Source organism: Blastococcus sp. SYSU DS0617 (genome assembly GCF_054051075.1).
On record NZ_JBJHAO010000009.1, the window covers coordinates 38,883 to 54,467 of the forward strand.

17 protein-coding genes and 2 tRNA genes are annotated in these 15,585 nt (G+C 74.0%); 6 read left to right on the forward strand and 13 right to left on the reverse strand.

The window, feature by feature from the left end; translation table 11 throughout:
* Positions 1 to 68 precede the first annotated feature (68 nt).
* The gene (gene hisN, locus ACI793_RS11685; protein ID WP_456606538.1) at positions 69 to 839 is read left to right on the forward strand and encodes a histidinol-phosphatase; all 771 of its coding nucleotides are present in this window, start codon (positions 69 to 71) and stop codon (positions 837 to 839) included.
* Positions 840 to 862: 23 nt separating this feature from the next.
* On the opposite strand, the gene ACI793_RS11690 is transcribed toward hisN, so the two are convergent.
* The 3 genes from ACI793_RS11690 to ACI793_RS11700 are packed head-to-tail and all read right to left on the reverse strand — an operon-like array spanning position 863 to position 4,073.
* Complete coding sequence (locus ACI793_RS11690; protein WP_456606539.1) at positions 863 to 2,257, reverse strand: FGGY family carbohydrate kinase; 1,395 nt, start codon at positions 2,255 to 2,257, stop codon at positions 863 to 865.
* Positions 2,254 to 3,057: an alpha/beta fold hydrolase gene (locus ACI793_RS11695; protein ID WP_456606540.1), complete on the reverse strand. Its 804-nt coding sequence runs from the start codon at positions 3,055 to 3,057 to the stop codon at positions 2,254 to 2,256. Before ACI793_RS11695 ends, ACI793_RS11690 begins: the two co-directional genes overlap by 4 nt.
* Positions 3,054 to 4,073: an aldo/keto reductase gene (locus ACI793_RS11700; RefSeq protein WP_456606541.1), complete on the reverse strand. Its 1,020-nt coding sequence runs from the start codon at positions 4,071 to 4,073 to the stop codon at positions 3,054 to 3,056. Before ACI793_RS11700 ends, ACI793_RS11695 begins: the two co-directional genes overlap by 4 nt.
* 93 nt (positions 4,074 to 4,166) lie before the next feature.
* On the opposite strand from ACI793_RS11700, the gene ACI793_RS11705 reads away from it, so the two are divergent.
* From ACI793_RS11705 to ACI793_RS11715, 3 genes are read left to right on the forward strand one after another with little or no spacing between them, the layout of a single operon-like run.
* Positions 4,167 to 5,561 (forward strand): cystathionine beta-synthase, encoded by a 1,395-nt coding sequence (locus ACI793_RS11705; protein WP_456606542.1) that lies wholly within the window; start codon positions 4,167 to 4,169, stop codon positions 5,559 to 5,561.
* Entirely contained in the window at positions 5,558 to 6,694 is a 1,137-nt protein-coding gene (locus ACI793_RS11710; RefSeq protein ID WP_456606543.1) for a cystathionine gamma-synthase, read from the forward strand. Before ACI793_RS11705 ends, ACI793_RS11710 begins: the two co-directional genes overlap by 4 nt.
* A gap of 54 nt (positions 6,695 to 6,748) precedes the next feature.
* Positions 6,749 to 7,309 (forward strand): GNAT family N-acetyltransferase, encoded by a 561-nt coding sequence (locus ACI793_RS11715; RefSeq protein WP_456606544.1) that lies wholly within the window; start codon positions 6,749 to 6,751, stop codon positions 7,307 to 7,309.
* Here the strand turns inward: ACI793_RS11715 and map are convergent.
* A complete protein-coding gene (gene map / locus ACI793_RS11720; protein WP_456606545.1) occupies positions 7,293 to 8,063 on the reverse strand; it encodes a type I methionyl aminopeptidase in 771 nt (256 codons plus the stop codon). The genes ACI793_RS11715 and map overlap by 17 nt on opposite strands.
* A gap of 53 nt (positions 8,064 to 8,116) precedes the next feature.
* On the opposite strand from map, the gene ACI793_RS11725 reads away from it, so the two are divergent.
* The gene (locus ACI793_RS11725; RefSeq protein ID WP_456606546.1) at positions 8,117 to 8,386 is read left to right on the forward strand and encodes a helix-turn-helix domain-containing protein; all 270 of its coding nucleotides are present in this window, start codon (positions 8,117 to 8,119) and stop codon (positions 8,384 to 8,386) included.
* Position 8,387: 1 nt separating this feature from the next.
* On the opposite strand, the gene ACI793_RS11730 is transcribed toward ACI793_RS11725, so the two are convergent.
* From ACI793_RS11730 to ACI793_RS11755, 6 genes are all read right to left on the reverse strand, one after another.
* The gene (locus ACI793_RS11730; RefSeq protein WP_456606547.1) at positions 8,388 to 8,696 is read right to left on the reverse strand and encodes an antibiotic biosynthesis monooxygenase family protein; all 309 of its coding nucleotides are present in this window, start codon (positions 8,694 to 8,696) and stop codon (positions 8,388 to 8,390) included.
* Between the two features lie 28 nt (positions 8,697 to 8,724).
* Positions 8,725 to 9,015 carry a GNAT family N-acetyltransferase gene (locus ACI793_RS11735; RefSeq protein WP_456606548.1) on the reverse strand — a complete coding sequence of 97 codons (291 nt, stop codon included), beginning with the start codon at positions 9,013 to 9,015 and terminating at the stop codon, positions 8,725 to 8,727.
* A gap of 33 nt (positions 9,016 to 9,048) precedes the next feature.
* The gene (locus ACI793_RS11740) at positions 9,049 to 9,243 is read right to left on the reverse strand and encodes a ferredoxin (RefSeq protein ID WP_456606549.1); all 195 of its coding nucleotides are present in this window, start codon (positions 9,241 to 9,243) and stop codon (positions 9,049 to 9,051) included.
* Positions 9,243 to 10,532, reverse strand: coding sequence for a cytochrome P450 (locus ACI793_RS11745; protein ID WP_456606550.1), 1,290 nt, complete (start codon positions 10,530 to 10,532; stop codon positions 9,243 to 9,245). Before ACI793_RS11745 ends, ACI793_RS11740 begins: the two co-directional genes overlap by 1 nt.
* Before the next feature lie 127 nt (positions 10,533 to 10,659).
* Positions 10,660 to 12,705, reverse strand: a complete 2,046-nt coding sequence (locus ACI793_RS11750; RefSeq protein ID WP_456606551.1) for a DEAD/DEAH box helicase — start codon at positions 12,703 to 12,705, stop codon at positions 10,660 to 10,662.
* Positions 12,706 to 12,917: 212 nt separating this feature from the next.
* Positions 12,918 to 12,994: transfer RNA gene (locus ACI793_RS11755), tRNA-Met, on the reverse strand.
* Positions 12,995 to 13,147: 153 nt separating this feature from the next.
* Between ACI793_RS11755 and ACI793_RS11760 the strand changes: the two genes are divergently transcribed.
* Complete coding sequence (locus ACI793_RS11760) at positions 13,148 to 13,612, forward strand: hypothetical protein (protein ID WP_456606552.1); 465 nt, start codon at positions 13,148 to 13,150, stop codon at positions 13,610 to 13,612.
* 21 nt (positions 13,613 to 13,633) lie between these two features.
* Here the strand turns inward: ACI793_RS11760 and ACI793_RS11765 are convergent, their stop codons facing one another.
* The 3 genes from ACI793_RS11765 to ACI793_RS11775 form a co-directional block, all read right to left on the reverse strand.
* The gene (locus ACI793_RS11765; RefSeq protein WP_456606553.1) at positions 13,634 to 14,515 is read right to left on the reverse strand and encodes an alpha/beta fold hydrolase; all 882 of its coding nucleotides are present in this window, start codon (positions 14,513 to 14,515) and stop codon (positions 13,634 to 13,636) included.
* Positions 14,516 to 14,557: 42 nt separating this feature from the next.
* Entirely contained in the window at positions 14,558 to 15,322 is a 765-nt protein-coding gene (locus tag ACI793_RS11770; RefSeq protein WP_456606554.1) for a phytanoyl-CoA dioxygenase family protein, read from the reverse strand.
* 147 nt (positions 15,323 to 15,469) lie between these two features.
* A tRNA-Met gene (locus ACI793_RS11775) sits at positions 15,470 to 15,543 on the reverse strand.
* Positions 15,544 to 15,585 lie beyond the last annotated feature (42 nt).

The window sequence follows — 15,585 nt, forward strand, 5'->3', positions numbered from 1 at the left end:
CGGCGGAGCGGGCCCGACCCCGACTAGGTTGGGTGCCCATGACGTCGGGTCGGGGCTTCTCAGAGGACATGCGGCTGGCACACGTGCTGGCCGACCAGGCCGACTCGATCAGCATGGAGCGGTTCAAGGCGCAGGACCTGCAGGTCGAGACCAAGCCCGACCTGACCCCGGTGACCGACGCCGACCGGGCCGTCGAGGAGCAGCTGCGGATCACGCTGAGCCGGGCCCGCACCCGTGACGCCGTCATGGGCGAGGAGTTCGGCACCACCGGGCACGGCTCGCGCAAGTGGGTGCTCGACCCGATCGACGGGACGAAGAACTTCGTCCGCGGCGTGCCGGTGTGGGCGACGCTCATCGCCCTCATGGACGGCGACGAGGCCGTCGTCGGCCTGGTGTCGGCCCCGGCGCTCAACCGGCGCTGGTGGGCGGCCAAGGACGTCGGCGCGTGGACCGGGCGCCGGCTGGAGAACGCCGTCCGCTGCACGGTCTCCGGGGTGCGCGAGCTCGGCGACGCGAGCCTGTCGTACTCGAGCCTGTCCGGCTGGGAGGAGCGCGACGCCCTCGACGGCTTCCTGGACCTCACCCGCTCGGTGTGGCGCACCCGCGCGTACGGGGACTTCTGGAGCTACGTGCTGCTGGCCGAGGGCGCGGTCGACATCGCCTGCGAGCCGGAGGTGTCGCTGTGGGACCTCGCCGCGCTCGACGTCATCGTGCGCGAGGCCGGCGGCCGGTTCACCGACCTGACCGGCACCCCGGGGCCCGCGGGCGGCAGCGCGCTGGCGACCAACGGCGCGCTGCACGACGCCGCACTGCGGCACCTCCGCCCCGCGACCGACTGAGCCAGGAGGGCCCGGACCGGGGGTCAGACTGCGCCGTCGGCCCAGCGCCGGGCGGCGTCGGTCACCCGGGGATCCGCCCGCGGCTCCACGACCGGTCCCGGACGGCGCTCCGGCTCGACGTCGGCACCGATGCCGCGGGCGGCGAGCACCGCCGCACCGATCGCCGACGCGCTGCGCAGGCGCAGGTACCGGACGGGACGGTCGAGGACGTCGGCCAGCACCTGCTGCACCTCCGGCGCCCGCGCCGCTCCACCGGTGACGACGACGGGCGCACCGTCCCCGCTCCCGAGCGAGCCCGCCGCCGCGGCGACGGCGAACCCCACCCCCTCGACCGCCGCGCGGGCCAGGTCCGCGCGGGTCGTGCCGCCGTTCAGGCCGGTCCAGCTCCCGCGGTCGTGCGGTCCGGCGACCCCGCCGCGCTCGCCGGTCAGGAACGGCCGGAACAGCACACCGCCGGCGCCGGGCGCGGCACCCGCCGCGGCGTCGACCAGCTCCGCCCAGCTCAGCCCGAGCACCGCCCGGACCCACGCCCACGCCGAGCCGCCGTTCCGCAGCGCCGCCATCGCGTACCAGCTCCCCGACACGTCGGCGTAGCCGTGCGTGGCCGGGTCGGCGACCGGCCGCGGCGGCCGGCCCGGCTGCAGCACCTGCGCGCCGGTGCCGAGGTTCACCTGCAGCCCCGTGGTCGTCCCGGCCGCGAGCAGGGCCAGCGGTGTGTCCGCGCCGCCGACCACCACCGGCACCTCGAGGCCGCCCACCGACGTCATCCCCACGACCTCCGTGGCCGGGCGCACGACAGGGAGCAGCTCCGCCGGCACGCCCGCCGCCGCGGTGGCCGCCGCCGACCAGCCGTCGGCGACGACGTCCCACAGCAGGGTGGCCGAGGCGTCGCTGCGGTCGGTGACCGCCACCTCGGCCCCCGGCACGAGTGCGATCCGGAGGGCGTCCTTGGGCAGGAGGACCGCCGCCGCACGGGCGACGGCGTCCGGTTCGTGGGCGGCGAGCCAGGCCAGCATCGGCCCGGTCATGCCTGCGACGAGCGGGTTGGCCAGGGCGGCGCGGTCGGCGACCGGCAGCCGCCGCCAGCGCGCCAGCTCGCCGGCGGCACGGCCGTCGGGCCACAGCAGCGCCGGCCGGACGGGCCGGCCCGCGGGATCGACCAGCACGGCGCCGTGCATCTGCCCCGACAGCCCGAGCGCCAGCACGGGGCGTCCGGCCAGCGCCGCTCCCAGCTCCTCCACCGCGCCGTCGACGGCCGTCCGCCACACGCCCACGTCGATCTCGGCCCGGTCCGGTGCGGGCCGGTCGTGGGCGTACTCCCGTTCCGCCTCGGCCACGACGACGCCGGCGTCGTCGAGGGCCACCACCTTGAGCCCGCTGGTACCGAGGTCGGCGCCGAGGAACACCCCGCCGGTCACGACCCCCCGTCGTCCCCCAGGAAGCCGACCAGCGCGCCGACGAAGACCGGCGTGGACACCGCGCCCAGGTGGTCACCGGGCACCGTCACCAGGCGGGCGCCGGGGATCGCGTCGGCGAGCACCTGGGGCCGGGCGGCGAGCGGATCGGCGTCGCCGACGACGACCAGGGTCGGCGCCGCGATCTGCCCCAGCGGCAGCGGTTCGGCGTGCACCACCCGGGCGTGCGCGGCCAGGGCCAGCCGGTCGGCACCGGTGAGATCGGCGAAGGCGCGGAAGGCGGCGGCGGCCGGGTCGGGGATGGACGCCGGGTCGTCGGCCTCCAGCGCCGCGACGAGGGCCGTGGTCCGGATGGCCCGCGTGTCCACCCCGCCCCGCTCCACCACGCCCGCGCCGATGCCCCCGACGACCAGCCGGCGCACCCGTGGGTCGGTGCCGGCGAGCACCAGCGAGACGATCGCGCCCATCGAGTAGCCGGCGAGGTCGAACCGCTCCAGCCCGAGGACGTCGGCGACCGTGGCGAGGTCACCGGCCATGGCCTTCTCGCCGTAGCGCGCCGGGTCGTGCGGCTTGTCCGAGGCTCCGTGCCCGCGGGCGTCGACGGCGACCACCTCGCGCCCCTCGGCCAGCAGCGCCGCCACGACGCCGCTGTCCTGCCAGTTGCGCAGGCTGTCGGCGGCGAAGCCGTGCTGCAGCACCACCGGCGGCCGGTCCCCCGGCGCGCCCCAGCGGTGCACCGCCACCTCGACGCCGTCCCGGCCGCGCACTCGGCTCGTGACCGGAGCGGCGGGCGCGGCGCTCACGCGGCGCGCTCCGGGCTGTCGCCGTAGGTGTAGCCGCTGTCGGGGTACCGGCTGCCTTCGGCCGCCCCCGGAGGCGCGATCGCGTCGAGGCGGGCCAGGTCGTCGGCGGTCAGCTGCACCGCCGTGGCGCCCACGTTCTCCTCCAGGTAGCTACGCCGCTTCGTGCCCGGGATGGGGACGACGTCCTCGCCCTGCGCCATCACCCAGGCCAGGGCGAGCTGACCGGGCGTGGCGCCCTTCTCGGCGGCCATCTCCCGGACGGCGTCGACCAGGCGCAGGTTGGCCTGGAACGCCTCGCCCTGGAAGCGCGGCTGGTTCTTGCGGAAGTCGTCGTCGCCGAAGTCGTCCGGGCTGGTGATCGCGCCGGTGAGGAAGCCCCGGCCCAGCGGGCTGAACGGCACGATGCCGATGCCGTGCTCCCGGGCGACCCCGAGCACCGACTCGCCACCCGCACCGCCCTCCAGGTCGCGGGTCCACAGCGACCACTCGCTCTGCAGCGCCGCGATCGGGTGCACGGCGACCGCGCGGCGGATCGAGGCGGCGCTCGCCTCGGACAGCCCGAGGTGGCGCACCTTGCCCTGCTGCACGAGCTCGGCCATGGCGCCGACGGTGTCCTCGATCGGCACCTTGGCGTCGACGCGGTGCTGGTAGTAGAGGTCGATGACGTCGACGCCGAGACGCCGCAGGCTGGCCTCGGCGCAGGCCCGCACGTTCTCCGGCCGGCCGTCGATGCGCATCCGGCCGCGCTCGTCGCGCGAGATGGAGAACTTGGTGGCCAGCTGCACCTCGTCGCGGCGGCCGGCGATCGCCTCGCCGACGAGCTCCTCGTTGTGCCCGTTGCCGTACACGTCCGAGGTGTCCAGGAAGGTCACGCCCAGGTCGAGGGCACGGTGGATGGTCGCGAGGGACTCCGTGCGGTCCGCCGTGCCGTAGCTCTGGCTCATGCCCATGCAGCCGAGGCCGAGCGCGGAGACGGTCAGGCCGCCGAGGGTGCGCGTGGGTGCTGGAAGCGTCATGCCCGCATCTTCGTCCCGGTGCCCTCCGCAGTCACCTCTGGTGGGATGGTGGCCGACGGGTCCTGGTGGTCGGGGCCCGCGAGGAGGCCTGCCGTGCAGTACGCCGAGTCCGTCATCGACCTGGTCGGCAACACCCCGCTGGTGCGGCTGTCCTCGGTCACCCGCGACCTCGGACCCGATGCGCCGCTGGTGCTCGCGAAGGTCGAGTACCTCAACCCCGGCGGTTCGGTGAAGGACCGGATCGCGGTGCGCATGGTCGACGCCGCGGAGGCCAGCGGCGAGCTCCGGCCCGGCGGCACCATCGTGGAGCCGACCAGCGGGAACACCGGCATCGGCCTCGCGCTCGTCGCGCAGCAGCGCGGCTACCGGTGCATCTTCGTCTGCCCCGACAAGGTCGGGCAGGAGAAGGTCAACGTGCTGCGGGCCTACGGCGCCGAGGTGGTCGTCTGCCCGACCGCGGTGGACCCGGCCGACCCGCGCTCCTACTACTCCGTCTCCGACCGGCTCAGCCGCGAGACGCCCGGCGCGTGGAAGCCCGACCAGTACTCCAACCCGAACAACCCGCGCTCGCACTACGAGACGACCGGGCCGGAGATCTGGACGCAGACCGAGGGCCGGATCACCCACTTCGTCACCGGTGCGGGCACCGGCGGCACGATCAGCGGCGTCGGCCGCTACCTCAAGGAGGCCTCCGGCGGCCGGGTGCAGGTCATCGGCGCCGACCCGGAGGGCTCGGTGTACTCCGGCGGCACCGGCCGTCCGTACCTCGTCGAGGGCGTCGGCGAGGACTTCTGGCCCACCACCTACGACCAGGACGTCGCCGACGAGATCGTCGCGGTCTCCGACGGCGACTCCTTCGCGATGACCCGGCGGCTGGCCCGCGAGGAGGGGCTGCTGGTGGGCGGCTCCTGCGGCATGGCCGTCGTCGCCGCGCTCCGGGTGGCCGAGCGGCTGACGAAGGACGACGTCCTCGTCGTGCTCCTGCCCGACGGCGGGCGCGGGTACCTGAACAAGATCTTCAACGACGCCTGGATGGCCGACTACGGCTTCCTCGAGGCCTCCGGCGGCGAGACCATCGGTGAGCTGCTCGAGGCCAAGGGCGGCAGCACGCCCACCCTGGTGCACACGCACCCGAACGAGACCGTCCGCGACGCCATCGACATCCTCCGCGAGTACGGCGTCAGCCAGTTGCCCGTCGTGCGGGCCGAGCCGCCGGTCACCGCCGGCGAGGTGGTCGGCTCCATCGACGAGAAGACGCTGCTGGACGCCCTCTTCGCCGGCAAGGCGTCGCTGGCCGACCGCGTCGAGAAGCACATGTCGCCACCGCTGCCCATCGTGGGATCGGGCGAGGCGGTGAGCGCGGCGGTCGCCCAGCTCGGTGGTGCGGACGCCCTGCTGGTGCACGTCGACGGCAAGCCGGCCGGCGTGGTCACCCGCCAGGACGTGCTGGGACATCTCGCGGGGCTCACGCCTACGGTCGGCTCATGACCGGCTTCAACACCCGCGCCATCCACGCGGGCCAGGACCCCGACCCGGCGACCGGCGCGGTCATCCCCCCGCTGCACCTGACGACGACCTACAAGCAGGACGGCGTCGGGGGGCTGCGCGGCGGCTACGAGTACAGCCGCAGCGGCAACCCGACGCGCGACACCCTGCACGCGGCGCTGGCCGCCCTGGAGGAGGGCACGACGGCGCTGGCGTTCGCCTCGGGGCTGGCCGCCGAGGACACCCTGCTGCGCACCGTCGGCCGGTCGGGTGACCACGTCGTCCTGGGCGGGGACGCCTACGGCGGCACCTTCCGGCTGATCTCCCGCGTGCTGTCGGAGTGGGGACTGGAGCACACCCCGGTCGACCTGGACGACGCCGACGCGCTCCGTGCCGCGATCCGGCCCACCACCCGCGTGGTCTGGTGCGAGACGCCCAGCAACCCGCTGCTGAACATCACCGACATCGAGGCGACGGCGGCGATCGCGCACGAGGCCGGCGCGCTGCTCGTCGTCGACAACACCTTCGCCTCGCCCTACCTGCAGCGGCCGCTCACCCTGGGCGCCGACGTCGTCGTGCACTCCACGACCAAGTACCTGGGCGGTCACTCCGACGTCGTGGGCGGCGCGCTGGTGGTCCGGGACACCGCGCTCGGCGAGCGGCTGGCCTACAACCACAACGCGATGGGCGCGGTCGCGGGCCCGTTCGACTCGTGGATGGTGCTGCGCAGCCTGAAGACCCTCGGGGTCCGGATGGACCGGCACTGCGCCAACGCCGCCCGGGTCGCGGAGTTCCTCGCCGCCCGGAGCGACGTGTCGGCGGTGCTCTACCCGGGCCTGCCCGACCACCCGGGCCACGAGATCGCCGCGTCGCAGATGTCCGGCTTCGGCGGGATGGTCTCCTTCCGGCTCCGGGACGGCGAGGACGCGGCCCTGCGGGTGTGCGAGCGGACGGAGCTGTTCACCCTGGCGGAGTCGCTGGGGGGCGTGGAGTCGCTGATCGAGCACCCGGGCCGGATGACCCACGCCAGCGCCGCCGGCTCACCGCTGGAGGTGCCGAGCGACCTGGTCCGGCTGTCGGTCGGCATCGAGGACGCCGACGACCTCCTGGCCGACCTGGAGCAGGCGCTCGGCTGACGCCGGGCAGAAAGCGGGCGCGTCCACCTGCGCCGGGCTGGCACGATCCGGGTCGTGACGACGCGGTACGCGATCCGGCCCGTGCGGGCGCACGAATGGCGCGAGGCCAGGACTCTGCGCCTGGCGGCGCTGGCCGATGACGTCGCGTCGGTCGCGTTCCTCACGTCCCACGCCGAAGCCGCGGCCCGGTCCGACGAGTTCTGGCGGGACCAGACCCGGGGGTCCTCGGTCGACGCCGGGCCTGCCGCGGCGGCACGACTGTTCGTCGCCGTCGACCAGGACGGCAGCTGGGTGGGCAGCGTCGTCGCGCTGGTCGAGCGGGCCGGCGACACCGACGCCGGGGGGCGCCGCATCGAGGAGCCCGCCGGCTACGTCGCGGCCGTCTATCTCGCCCCCGAGCACCGCGGCCGGGGTCTGCTGGGCGAGCTGCTCGGGGCGGCCACCGGCTGGCTGCGCGAGCGGGGTCTCCCCCGCGCCCGCCTGTTCGTGCACACGGAGAACCCGCGGGCCCGCCGGGCCTACGAGAAGGCCGGTTTCCGGGCCACCGGCGTGCAGATCACGGCCGTCAACGGGCCGGAGCTCGAGATGGTGAAGGAGCTCAGCGGGGAAGGGTGAGGATGCGGGGTCCGTCGTCGGTGACGGCGACGGTGTGCTCGACGTGGGCGGCGCGGCTGCCGTCGGCGCTGCGCAGCGTCCAGCCATCGGCGTCCACCGTGTAGTCGTCGCTTCCCCCGGCGAGGAACCACGGCTCGATGGCGATGACCAGCCCGGCCCGCAGCTTCACGCCGCGTCCGGCGCGGCCCTCATTGGGCACCGACGGCGGCTCGTGCATGCTGCGCCCGACCCCGTGCCCGCCCTGGTCGGTGTTGATGCCGCAGCCACCGGCCCGGCCGACGGCGCCGATGGCGGCGGAGATGTCGCCGATCCGGTTGCCGACGACGGCCGCCGCGATGCCCGCGGCCAGCGCCCGCTCGGTGGTGGCGACGAGCTCGAGGTCCTCCGGCCGGGGCGTGCCGATGGGGTAGGTCATCGCCGCGTCGCCCACCCAGCCGTCGAGCACGGCGCCGGCGTCCACGCTGAGCAGGTCGCCGTCGTCGAGGACCTCCGGCGTCGGGATGCCGTGCAGGGCGACGTCGTTGACCGACAGGCACAGCACGCCCGGGAAGGGCGGGGTGGTCGACAGCGGCGCGTACCCGAGGAAAGGCGAGGTCGCCCCCGCGTCGGACAGGACGTCACGGGCGACGGCGTCCAGCTGGGTCAGCCGCACGCCGGGTGCGGCCAGCGCACGGACGGCGGCGTGCATGTCGGCGACCACGGCGCCGGCCGCACGCATGGCATCCAGCTCGCCGGGGGTGCGCAGCTCGATCACGGGTCTCTCCTCGGTGCTTCCGGTGACGCTAGGCCGGTATTACTATCACGCCCATGGTCCGGCCGCCCCTGACACCCGAGGAGCGCGAGCGCGGCCGCCGGCTCGGCGCACTGCTCCGGCAGGCCCGTGGCGATCGGGCTGCCGCCGAGGTGTCGGCGGCCTCCGGGGTGAGCCTCGAGGTGCTCCGCAAGATCGAGTCCGGACGGGTGCCGACCCCCACCTTCTTCACCGTGGCCGCGCTGGCCCATGCGCTCGGCCTGCCCCTCGACGGCCTGGTCGAGCAGCTCGGCGACTCCCCGGACCGGGCCGCGCTGACCGCCTGAGTCAGGCCGGCGGGTCCGCCGTCAGCACGGTCGCGAAGTGCTCGACGACCGGGAACGGGTCGTAGAAGCCGTGCAGCAGCGCCTTCCACTCCTGGTAGGCCGGCGAGCCGCGGAACCCGTCGGTGTGGTCCTCCAGCCGGTCCCACTCGACGAGGAGCAGGTAGCCGGTGTCGCGCTCCAGGCACCGGGACAGCCGCAGCCCTCGGAAGCCGGGCGCGGCGGCGATCAGCCGCCGCGCCTCCCTGAAGGCCGACTCGAAGGCCTCCTGCTCGCCCGGCCGGACGGTCAGCAGCGCGTGCTCGAGGATCACACCGCCGACCGTACGGCCACGGGCAGGCTCAGCTCCCCTGGCCCGCGACCAGGTCGGCGTAGTCGTCGTGCTTGCCGATCCAGCCGCGCACGAAGGAGCACTCCGGGACGACGGACCCGCCCTGGGCGCGCACGTCGTCCAGGGCGGCGCGGACGAGGGTGCTGCCGAGACCGGACTGCCCGGCGTCCGGGTCGACCTCCGTGTGCGTGAACACGAATGTGTCGCCGTCCCGCTGGTAGTCGGCGTGACCGAGCAGCCGGTCGCCGTCGCGGATCTCGTAGCGGCTGGCGTCCGGGGCGTTCGTGACCGTGGGTTCCATGGGAACGGCCCTACCCGCGAGCGGCCGCTTCGATCATCCCTCCAGCGCGAGGGCCCGCGCGGGACATTGCTGGACGGCGTCCCGGACGTCGTCCAGCTGGTCGTCGTCCGGCTCGGGCCGGCGCACCTGCAGGACGCCGTCGTCGTCGATCTCGAAGACCTCCGGGGCCAGCGACTCGCACACGCCCGACGTGACGCAGCGCTCCCGGTCGACCTGCACCCGGCTCATCACGCACCACCGAGCCGGGCCGGCAGCCGCTTGAGGCCGTTCACGAACGAGGAGCGCAGCCGGGCCGGCTCCCCGGTGATCTCCAGGTCGGGGCAGATCTCGAACAGCCGGCGGAACGTCACGGCGAGCTCCCGGCGGGCCAGGTGCGCCCCGAGGCAGAAGTGCGGCCCGTGCCCGCCGAAGCCGACGTGGTTGTTCGGGTTGCGGGAGATGTCGAACCGGTGCGGGTCCTCGAACGCCTCCGGGTCGCGGTTGGCCGCGGCGTAGAAGAGCAGGAACTTGTCGCCCTCCTGGAACCGGTGGCCGTTCACCTCGCCGTCCTGGGTCGCGGTGCGCCGCATCCAGGTGACCGGGCTGACGTACCGGACGATCTCCTCGACGGCGGTCTTGTCCAGCGACGGGTCGGCCATCCAGCGCTCCCGCTGGTCGGGGTTCTCCGACAGCGCGAACAGGCCCTGCGCGATCGCGGTGCGGGTCGTCTCGTTGCCGGCCACCAGCAGCAGGATGAAGAACGAGGCGATCTCCTGGTGGGTGAGCTTCTCGCCCTCGACCTCGCTGTTCACCAGCGCCGTCGTCAGGTCGTCGGTGGGATGGGCAACCCGCTCGGCGGCCAGGCGCTCCATGAGCGCGGCCATCGACATCCCGGCCTCGAGGAGTGCGGTGAGCGGGTCCTCCTCGTCGGTCAGCTCGGGGTCACCACCGGAGAGGATGGTGTTCGAGGCGTTCAGGACGAGGAGGCGGTCCTCCTCGGGGACGCCCATCATGTCGCAGATGATCCGCAGCGGGATGGGTGCCGCGATGTCGGCGACGACGTCGATGGTGCCGTCCCCCGCCTCGGCCTTGGCCCGGGCCTCGACCAGCACCTGGTCGACGATGCCGACCACGGAGTCGATGACCTGCTCGAGCATCCGCGGCGTGAAGGTCTTGGCCACGATCCGCCGGATCCGGGCGTGCCGCGGATCGTCCATGCTGATCATCGAGCCGTAGAACTCGCTCAGATCGGCCGGAAGGTCCTGGATGGACACCGCACCCTTGCCCGAGCAGAAGACGGCCGGCTGCGAGCTGATGGCGTCCAGGTCGGCGAGCCGGGTCACGGCCACGTAGCCGGGGCCCGGCTCCATGCCCTCCATCACCGGCTCGGCGAAGTGCGCGAAGGGCCGCTCGGCCCGCAGCTTGTCGAAGACCGCGTGCCGCACCGCCGGCGGTTCCGCCCAGAAGTCGCGGTCGGAGAGGTCGATCGCGTCGATGTCCAACTCCGGGGAGTCGACGGGGCCGGCAGGAGTGTTCACGGACACGGGGCGCCTCACTGTCGCAGACAAAACGGTCAGCGCTGACGGTAGAGAGCGGAGGGGTGACGCACAACACTCGGGCCCATCTCCGGTCGGCGCTCTTCGGTCCGCCGACCTCGACGGGTCGCTACGACGCCTCGCTGAGCGCGGCCGTGAGCAGCGCGACCAGCGCCTCGAGCTGCACGTCGGTGGAGGAGAACACCTCGTCCGAGCCGTCCAGCGCCCGGGCGGCCAGGCCCGCCTTGCTGTCGATGAGTTCGGCGATCCGGGCGTCGATCGTCTGCGCGGCGATGATGCGCCAGGCGGTCACCGGCTCGGTCTGCCCGATGCGGTGACTCCGGTCGATGGCCTGCGTCTGCTCCGCGTCGGTCCAGCTCAGCTCGGCGAGCACGATGTTGGAGGCGACCTGCAGGTTGAGCCCCACGCCGGCCGCCGTCAGCGAGCACACCGCGACCGCGACGTCCGGGTCGTTGACGAAGGCGTCGATGTTGCGCTGCCGCGCGGCCGGGGTCTGGTCGCCCCGGATCGACGCGTACGAGATGCCCTGCCGCTCGAAGGACTCCTCGGCCACGTCCATGACGTCGACGTGCTTGGCGAAGAACACGACCTTGCCGGCGCTGCGGGCGAGCTGGGCCGCGTAGTCGGCAGCCAGCGAGGCCTTCGCCTGGCCGATGCGCCGCATCATGCCGAACACGTTCTCGCCGGTGGTCTTCGTGCTGGTGTCCTTGAGCTCCCAGCCGGCCACCTTGCGCACCAGATCGGTGTCGATGCCCTCGACCTCGGTGGCCGACTCCCGGGCCGCCAGCGCGCTCTCGTAGCGCTTGACCAGTCGGCGGGCGAGCTCGCGCTCGGCCTTGCGGATCGAGCTGCCGGCCTTGTCGTCGAGCTCGACGGGGAGGTCGGCGATGCGGCGGGCGGGGATGTCGGCCGCGACGTCGACCTTGCGGCGGCGGACGATGCCCATGTCGATCACGCACTGCCGGGCCGCGGGGTAGAAGCCCGGGTCGGCCGGGGTCAGACCGGCGTCCTCCAGGCACTCCATCAGCTCGCCCAGCGGCTTCTCCTCGTCGATCCAGCCCAGGAACTGCCAGATCGCCCGGAAGTCGTCGATGTCGTTGATCAGCGGGGTGCCGGTCAACGCCATGAGCAGCGGGCGCGGGGACCGGACGCGGATGCGCTCGGAGAGCTCCAGCACGTGCTGCGAGCGCTGCGAGGTCTTGTTCTTGATGAAGTGCGCCTCGTCGACGACCATGCCGCGGAACCCGAACTCGCCCAGCCAGCCCACGTGGCGGTCGAGCACCTCGTAGTTGACGACGACGATGTCGGCGAACCCGTCGACGGTCTCGCCGTTGCCCTGGACGACGGTGGCCTTGCGGTGCGGCGTCCAGCGGCCGGCCTCCCGCGCCCAGTTGGTCTTCACCACGTTGGGCACCACGACCAGCAGCGGATAGGCGTCGGCCGCCTCGGCGGCGAGCAGGGACTGGGCCGTCTTGCCCAGTCCGGGCTCGTCGGCGAGCAGGAACGTGCGGTGGCCGGCCGCCGCCGCGGCGACCAGCTGACCCTGGTGCGGCATCAGGTCCGAGCCCATCGGCGTGAACCGGGAGGTCGGGAAGGGCAGGTCCATGCACGCCGGGGCCCCGCCGCCGGCGCGCTCGAAGGAGTTGAGCAGCGGGGCCAGGAGCTCCCACCCGGCCAGCCGGCGCGGCCGGGGGGTGTTCTGCCGGGCCGCCTCGAAGTCGGGGGCGAGGAAGGGGTTGGCCAGCTGCCGGGAGACCACCGACTGGGGGACGACGCGGCGCTCGGGAGCGACCGGGGCCGGCTCGGTCTCCTCGGGCGGCGCCTCCTCCACGGCGGGCTCGACGCCGGCGGCCCGCAGCATGTCCAGCCGGAGCGCCTTGGCCGATCCCGAGACGACGGCGTCCTCGCCGAGGAGCGCGAGGAGCCCGGAGTCGCGCACCGCGGTCTTGGCCAGGATGGTGGCGATGCCGTCGAGGCGCTTGAGCTGTTCGGCCTTGTGGGCCGGCCCGCTCTCCTCGTCGGCCCGGACCCGCGCCCGCTCGTCCCGCGCCACCAGGGCGACGGCCTGGAACTTCGTGCGGACCGAAGCGGTCACCGCACCCCGCTGCACCGCGGCCTCGACCTCGCGCACGGCGCGGGCGAGCACGGAGATCACGTCCTCCGGACCGCGGGCACGCCGCTGGTTCCGCGGTGCGGTGCGGCGAGCCCCCGTCTGGGGCTGGCCTCGTCGAGCCACTGCTCCTCCTCGAGACTGCCGGGCGCGCTCGCATCCGCGAGTGCGCAGGGCGCGCGCTGCGCCGGGGCGGTGCCGACACCGGCGTATGCGGAAACGGCCCTCACAGTGCGACTGTGAGGGCCGTTCCAACGTGGTAGCGGGGACAGGATTCGAACCTGTGACCTCTGGGTTATGAGCCCAGCGAGCTACCGAGCTGCTCCACCCCGCGTCGGTAGATGCCACTCTACACGGCGTCGGAACCCGCCCCGCCGGGGGTTGCGGCAGGCACCGGAGTGAGTGGTGGGACTGGCCCGTCACGCAGCCCGCAGGGCGCACGCGCGCCTTCCCGACCCGGCCGGAGCCCGCACCTACAGTCCGCCTCGTGAGCGGGAACTCGGGGGTGAGCCTCTTCGTCGGCGACCCGCAGCCCGTGGAGATCCACCACCGCGGCATCTGGTACTCCGGCGAGCTGCTGGGGTGGACCACCCAGGAGGGGCGGGTGCTGGCCCGCGTCCGCTGCGTCGTCGACGGTCTGCGCCACTCCACCTGGAAGGACCTCGCCGAGCTCCGGCTCCCCGACCCGGCCCGCCCCCCTCGCTGCGAGACCTTCCCCGCCGCCCCGGCCCGCGCGCTGCCCGGCGGGGCGGACGACGACGACGCCACCCGCCCGCACGCGCTGCTCGCCGGAGCACGCTCCCGGCCGCAGAAGCCGGAGCACGCGCGGACGCCGCCGGCCGTCCACGACCGGCTCGCGCCGGCCTTCCGCCCCGAACCGGCCGTCCGGGCGGCCGCACCGCAGACGTTCCCGAACAGGCGACGACACAGCGACGAGCTCAGCCCCGTCTGACGGCGGTCCGCCGAACGCCGCTCACCGCGTCAGGAAGTCGACGATCCGGCGGTTCACCTCGGCGGGCTGCTCGAGGTGCAGGAAGTGTCCGGCGTCCTGGACGACGCCGACGTCCGACCCGGGGGCGAGGACGCCGCGCACCGTCCCGGTGACGTCGACGCCCATGCAGCCGTCCTGGGCGCCGTGCAGGTAGAGGGTCGGCTGCGGCGGGACACCGCTGACCGCCTGCTGCTCGGCGGCGAGCTCGGGCGACTGGCGGGCCGGGTCGAACAGCGCCCGGTAGTAGCCGAGTGCCGCGGCGAGGTTCTCCGGCGTCCCGAGCGAGGTGCGGACGAAGGCCAGGTCCTCGGTGGCGTCGTACCCGGGTGACCAGTCCGCCCACAGCCGCGCGACGAACGCGAGGTCGTCGGCCGCGACCAGGACGTCGGCCAGCGGGTTCTGGAAGAAGTACATGTAGAAGGACCGCTTGATCTGGTCGTAGGTGAAGAACGAGCCGGCCAGCGCGGGGCCGACCGGGACGGCCATGGCCACGACCCTGCGCCAGCGCTCGGGAGCGCCGACCGCGGCGCCGTACGTCGCCTGCGCACCCCAGTCGTGGCCGATCACCACGGCGCGGTCGTCACCGCCCAGGGCCTCGTGCAGCGCGTTCGCGTCCCGGGCCAGGGCACCGGTCTGGTACCTGCCGTCGTCGGGGACGCCGGTCGGCGCGTACCCCCGGGAGAACGGGGCCACCGCCCGGAAGCCGGCGGCGGCCAGCTCGGGCAGCAGGTGCCGGTAGGTGTGCGCGGTGTCGGGGAACCCGTGCAGGCACAGCGCCAGGGGCCCGTCCTCGGGGCCCGCCGTCAGGCAGCCGAACGTCAGGCCGCCGGCCTGCACCTGGATCTCCGTTCCGGGGGTGGCCACGACGCCAACCTAGGTCACCGGCACCCGCCGGTGCGAGGTCGTCTAGAGCGACCGCCGGGGGTGCCGCCCGTCGACGTACCCCAGGAACGGCGGGTGGATGTTGTAGCCGAGCAGCTCCTGGAGCCGTTCCGGCAGCTCTCGCACGATCTCCTGCGGCACGGCCAGGACGTGGTTCTCCTGCGGCCGGAGCCAGGAGGCGGCGTACTCGAGGATGACGCCGAGCCGCGGCCTGTCCGTCGTGTTCGCACCCCCACCGTGGATGAGGTTCCCGACGTAGATCAGGACCGACCCGGCGGGCATGACCGCAGCCCTCGTCTCCTCCTCCGTGGCGGTGCGGCCGGGCTCCCACCGGTGGCTCCCCGGCACGAACCGCGTCGCGCCGTTCTCGACGGTGAAGTCGTCGAGGGGCCACATGGTGTTGACGACGACGTCCGTGCCGGTGCGGGGCAGCGGGTAGACGTCGTCGTCGCGGTGCAGGACCTGCGCAACCTCGCCCGGGCCGATCTGGATGCCGACCGGCGCACTGAACTGGTAGTGGCCGAGCACGTGGTCCAGGACCCCGAGGACGAGCGGATGGGTACCGGGTCCGTCGAAGAAGCGGGTCTTCGCGAACAGCGCGTAGACCCGCTGGGTGGAGAAGCCCTCGAAGGAGTTGCGCCCGGTGCCCGTCTCCGCCAGCACCCGCTGGAGGTCGGCCCTGGCGGCCGACACCCACTCGGGGTCCATCAGCCCCTCGATCAGCACGTACCCGTCGCGATCCACGGCCTCGACGGCTTCTTCGACGGTGGCCTCGCGTGTCAGCGCCATTGCGACTCCCCGGGTGGTCCGGTGCAGGTGGACGTCGTCCGGACGAGCCGGAAGCGGAACGAAGCGAACCACGAAGCGGGGACGAGGTCGAGACCGGGAACGACGCAGGGCCCGGTCACCGTGGTGACCGGGCCCTGCGTGTGCGAGTAGCGGGGGCAGGATTCGAACCTGCGACCTCTGGGTTATGAGCCCAGCGAGCTACCGAGCTGCTCCACCCCGCGTCGGTGGCCCAACCCTACCAGCCACCGGGAGGGGTGGCTCCG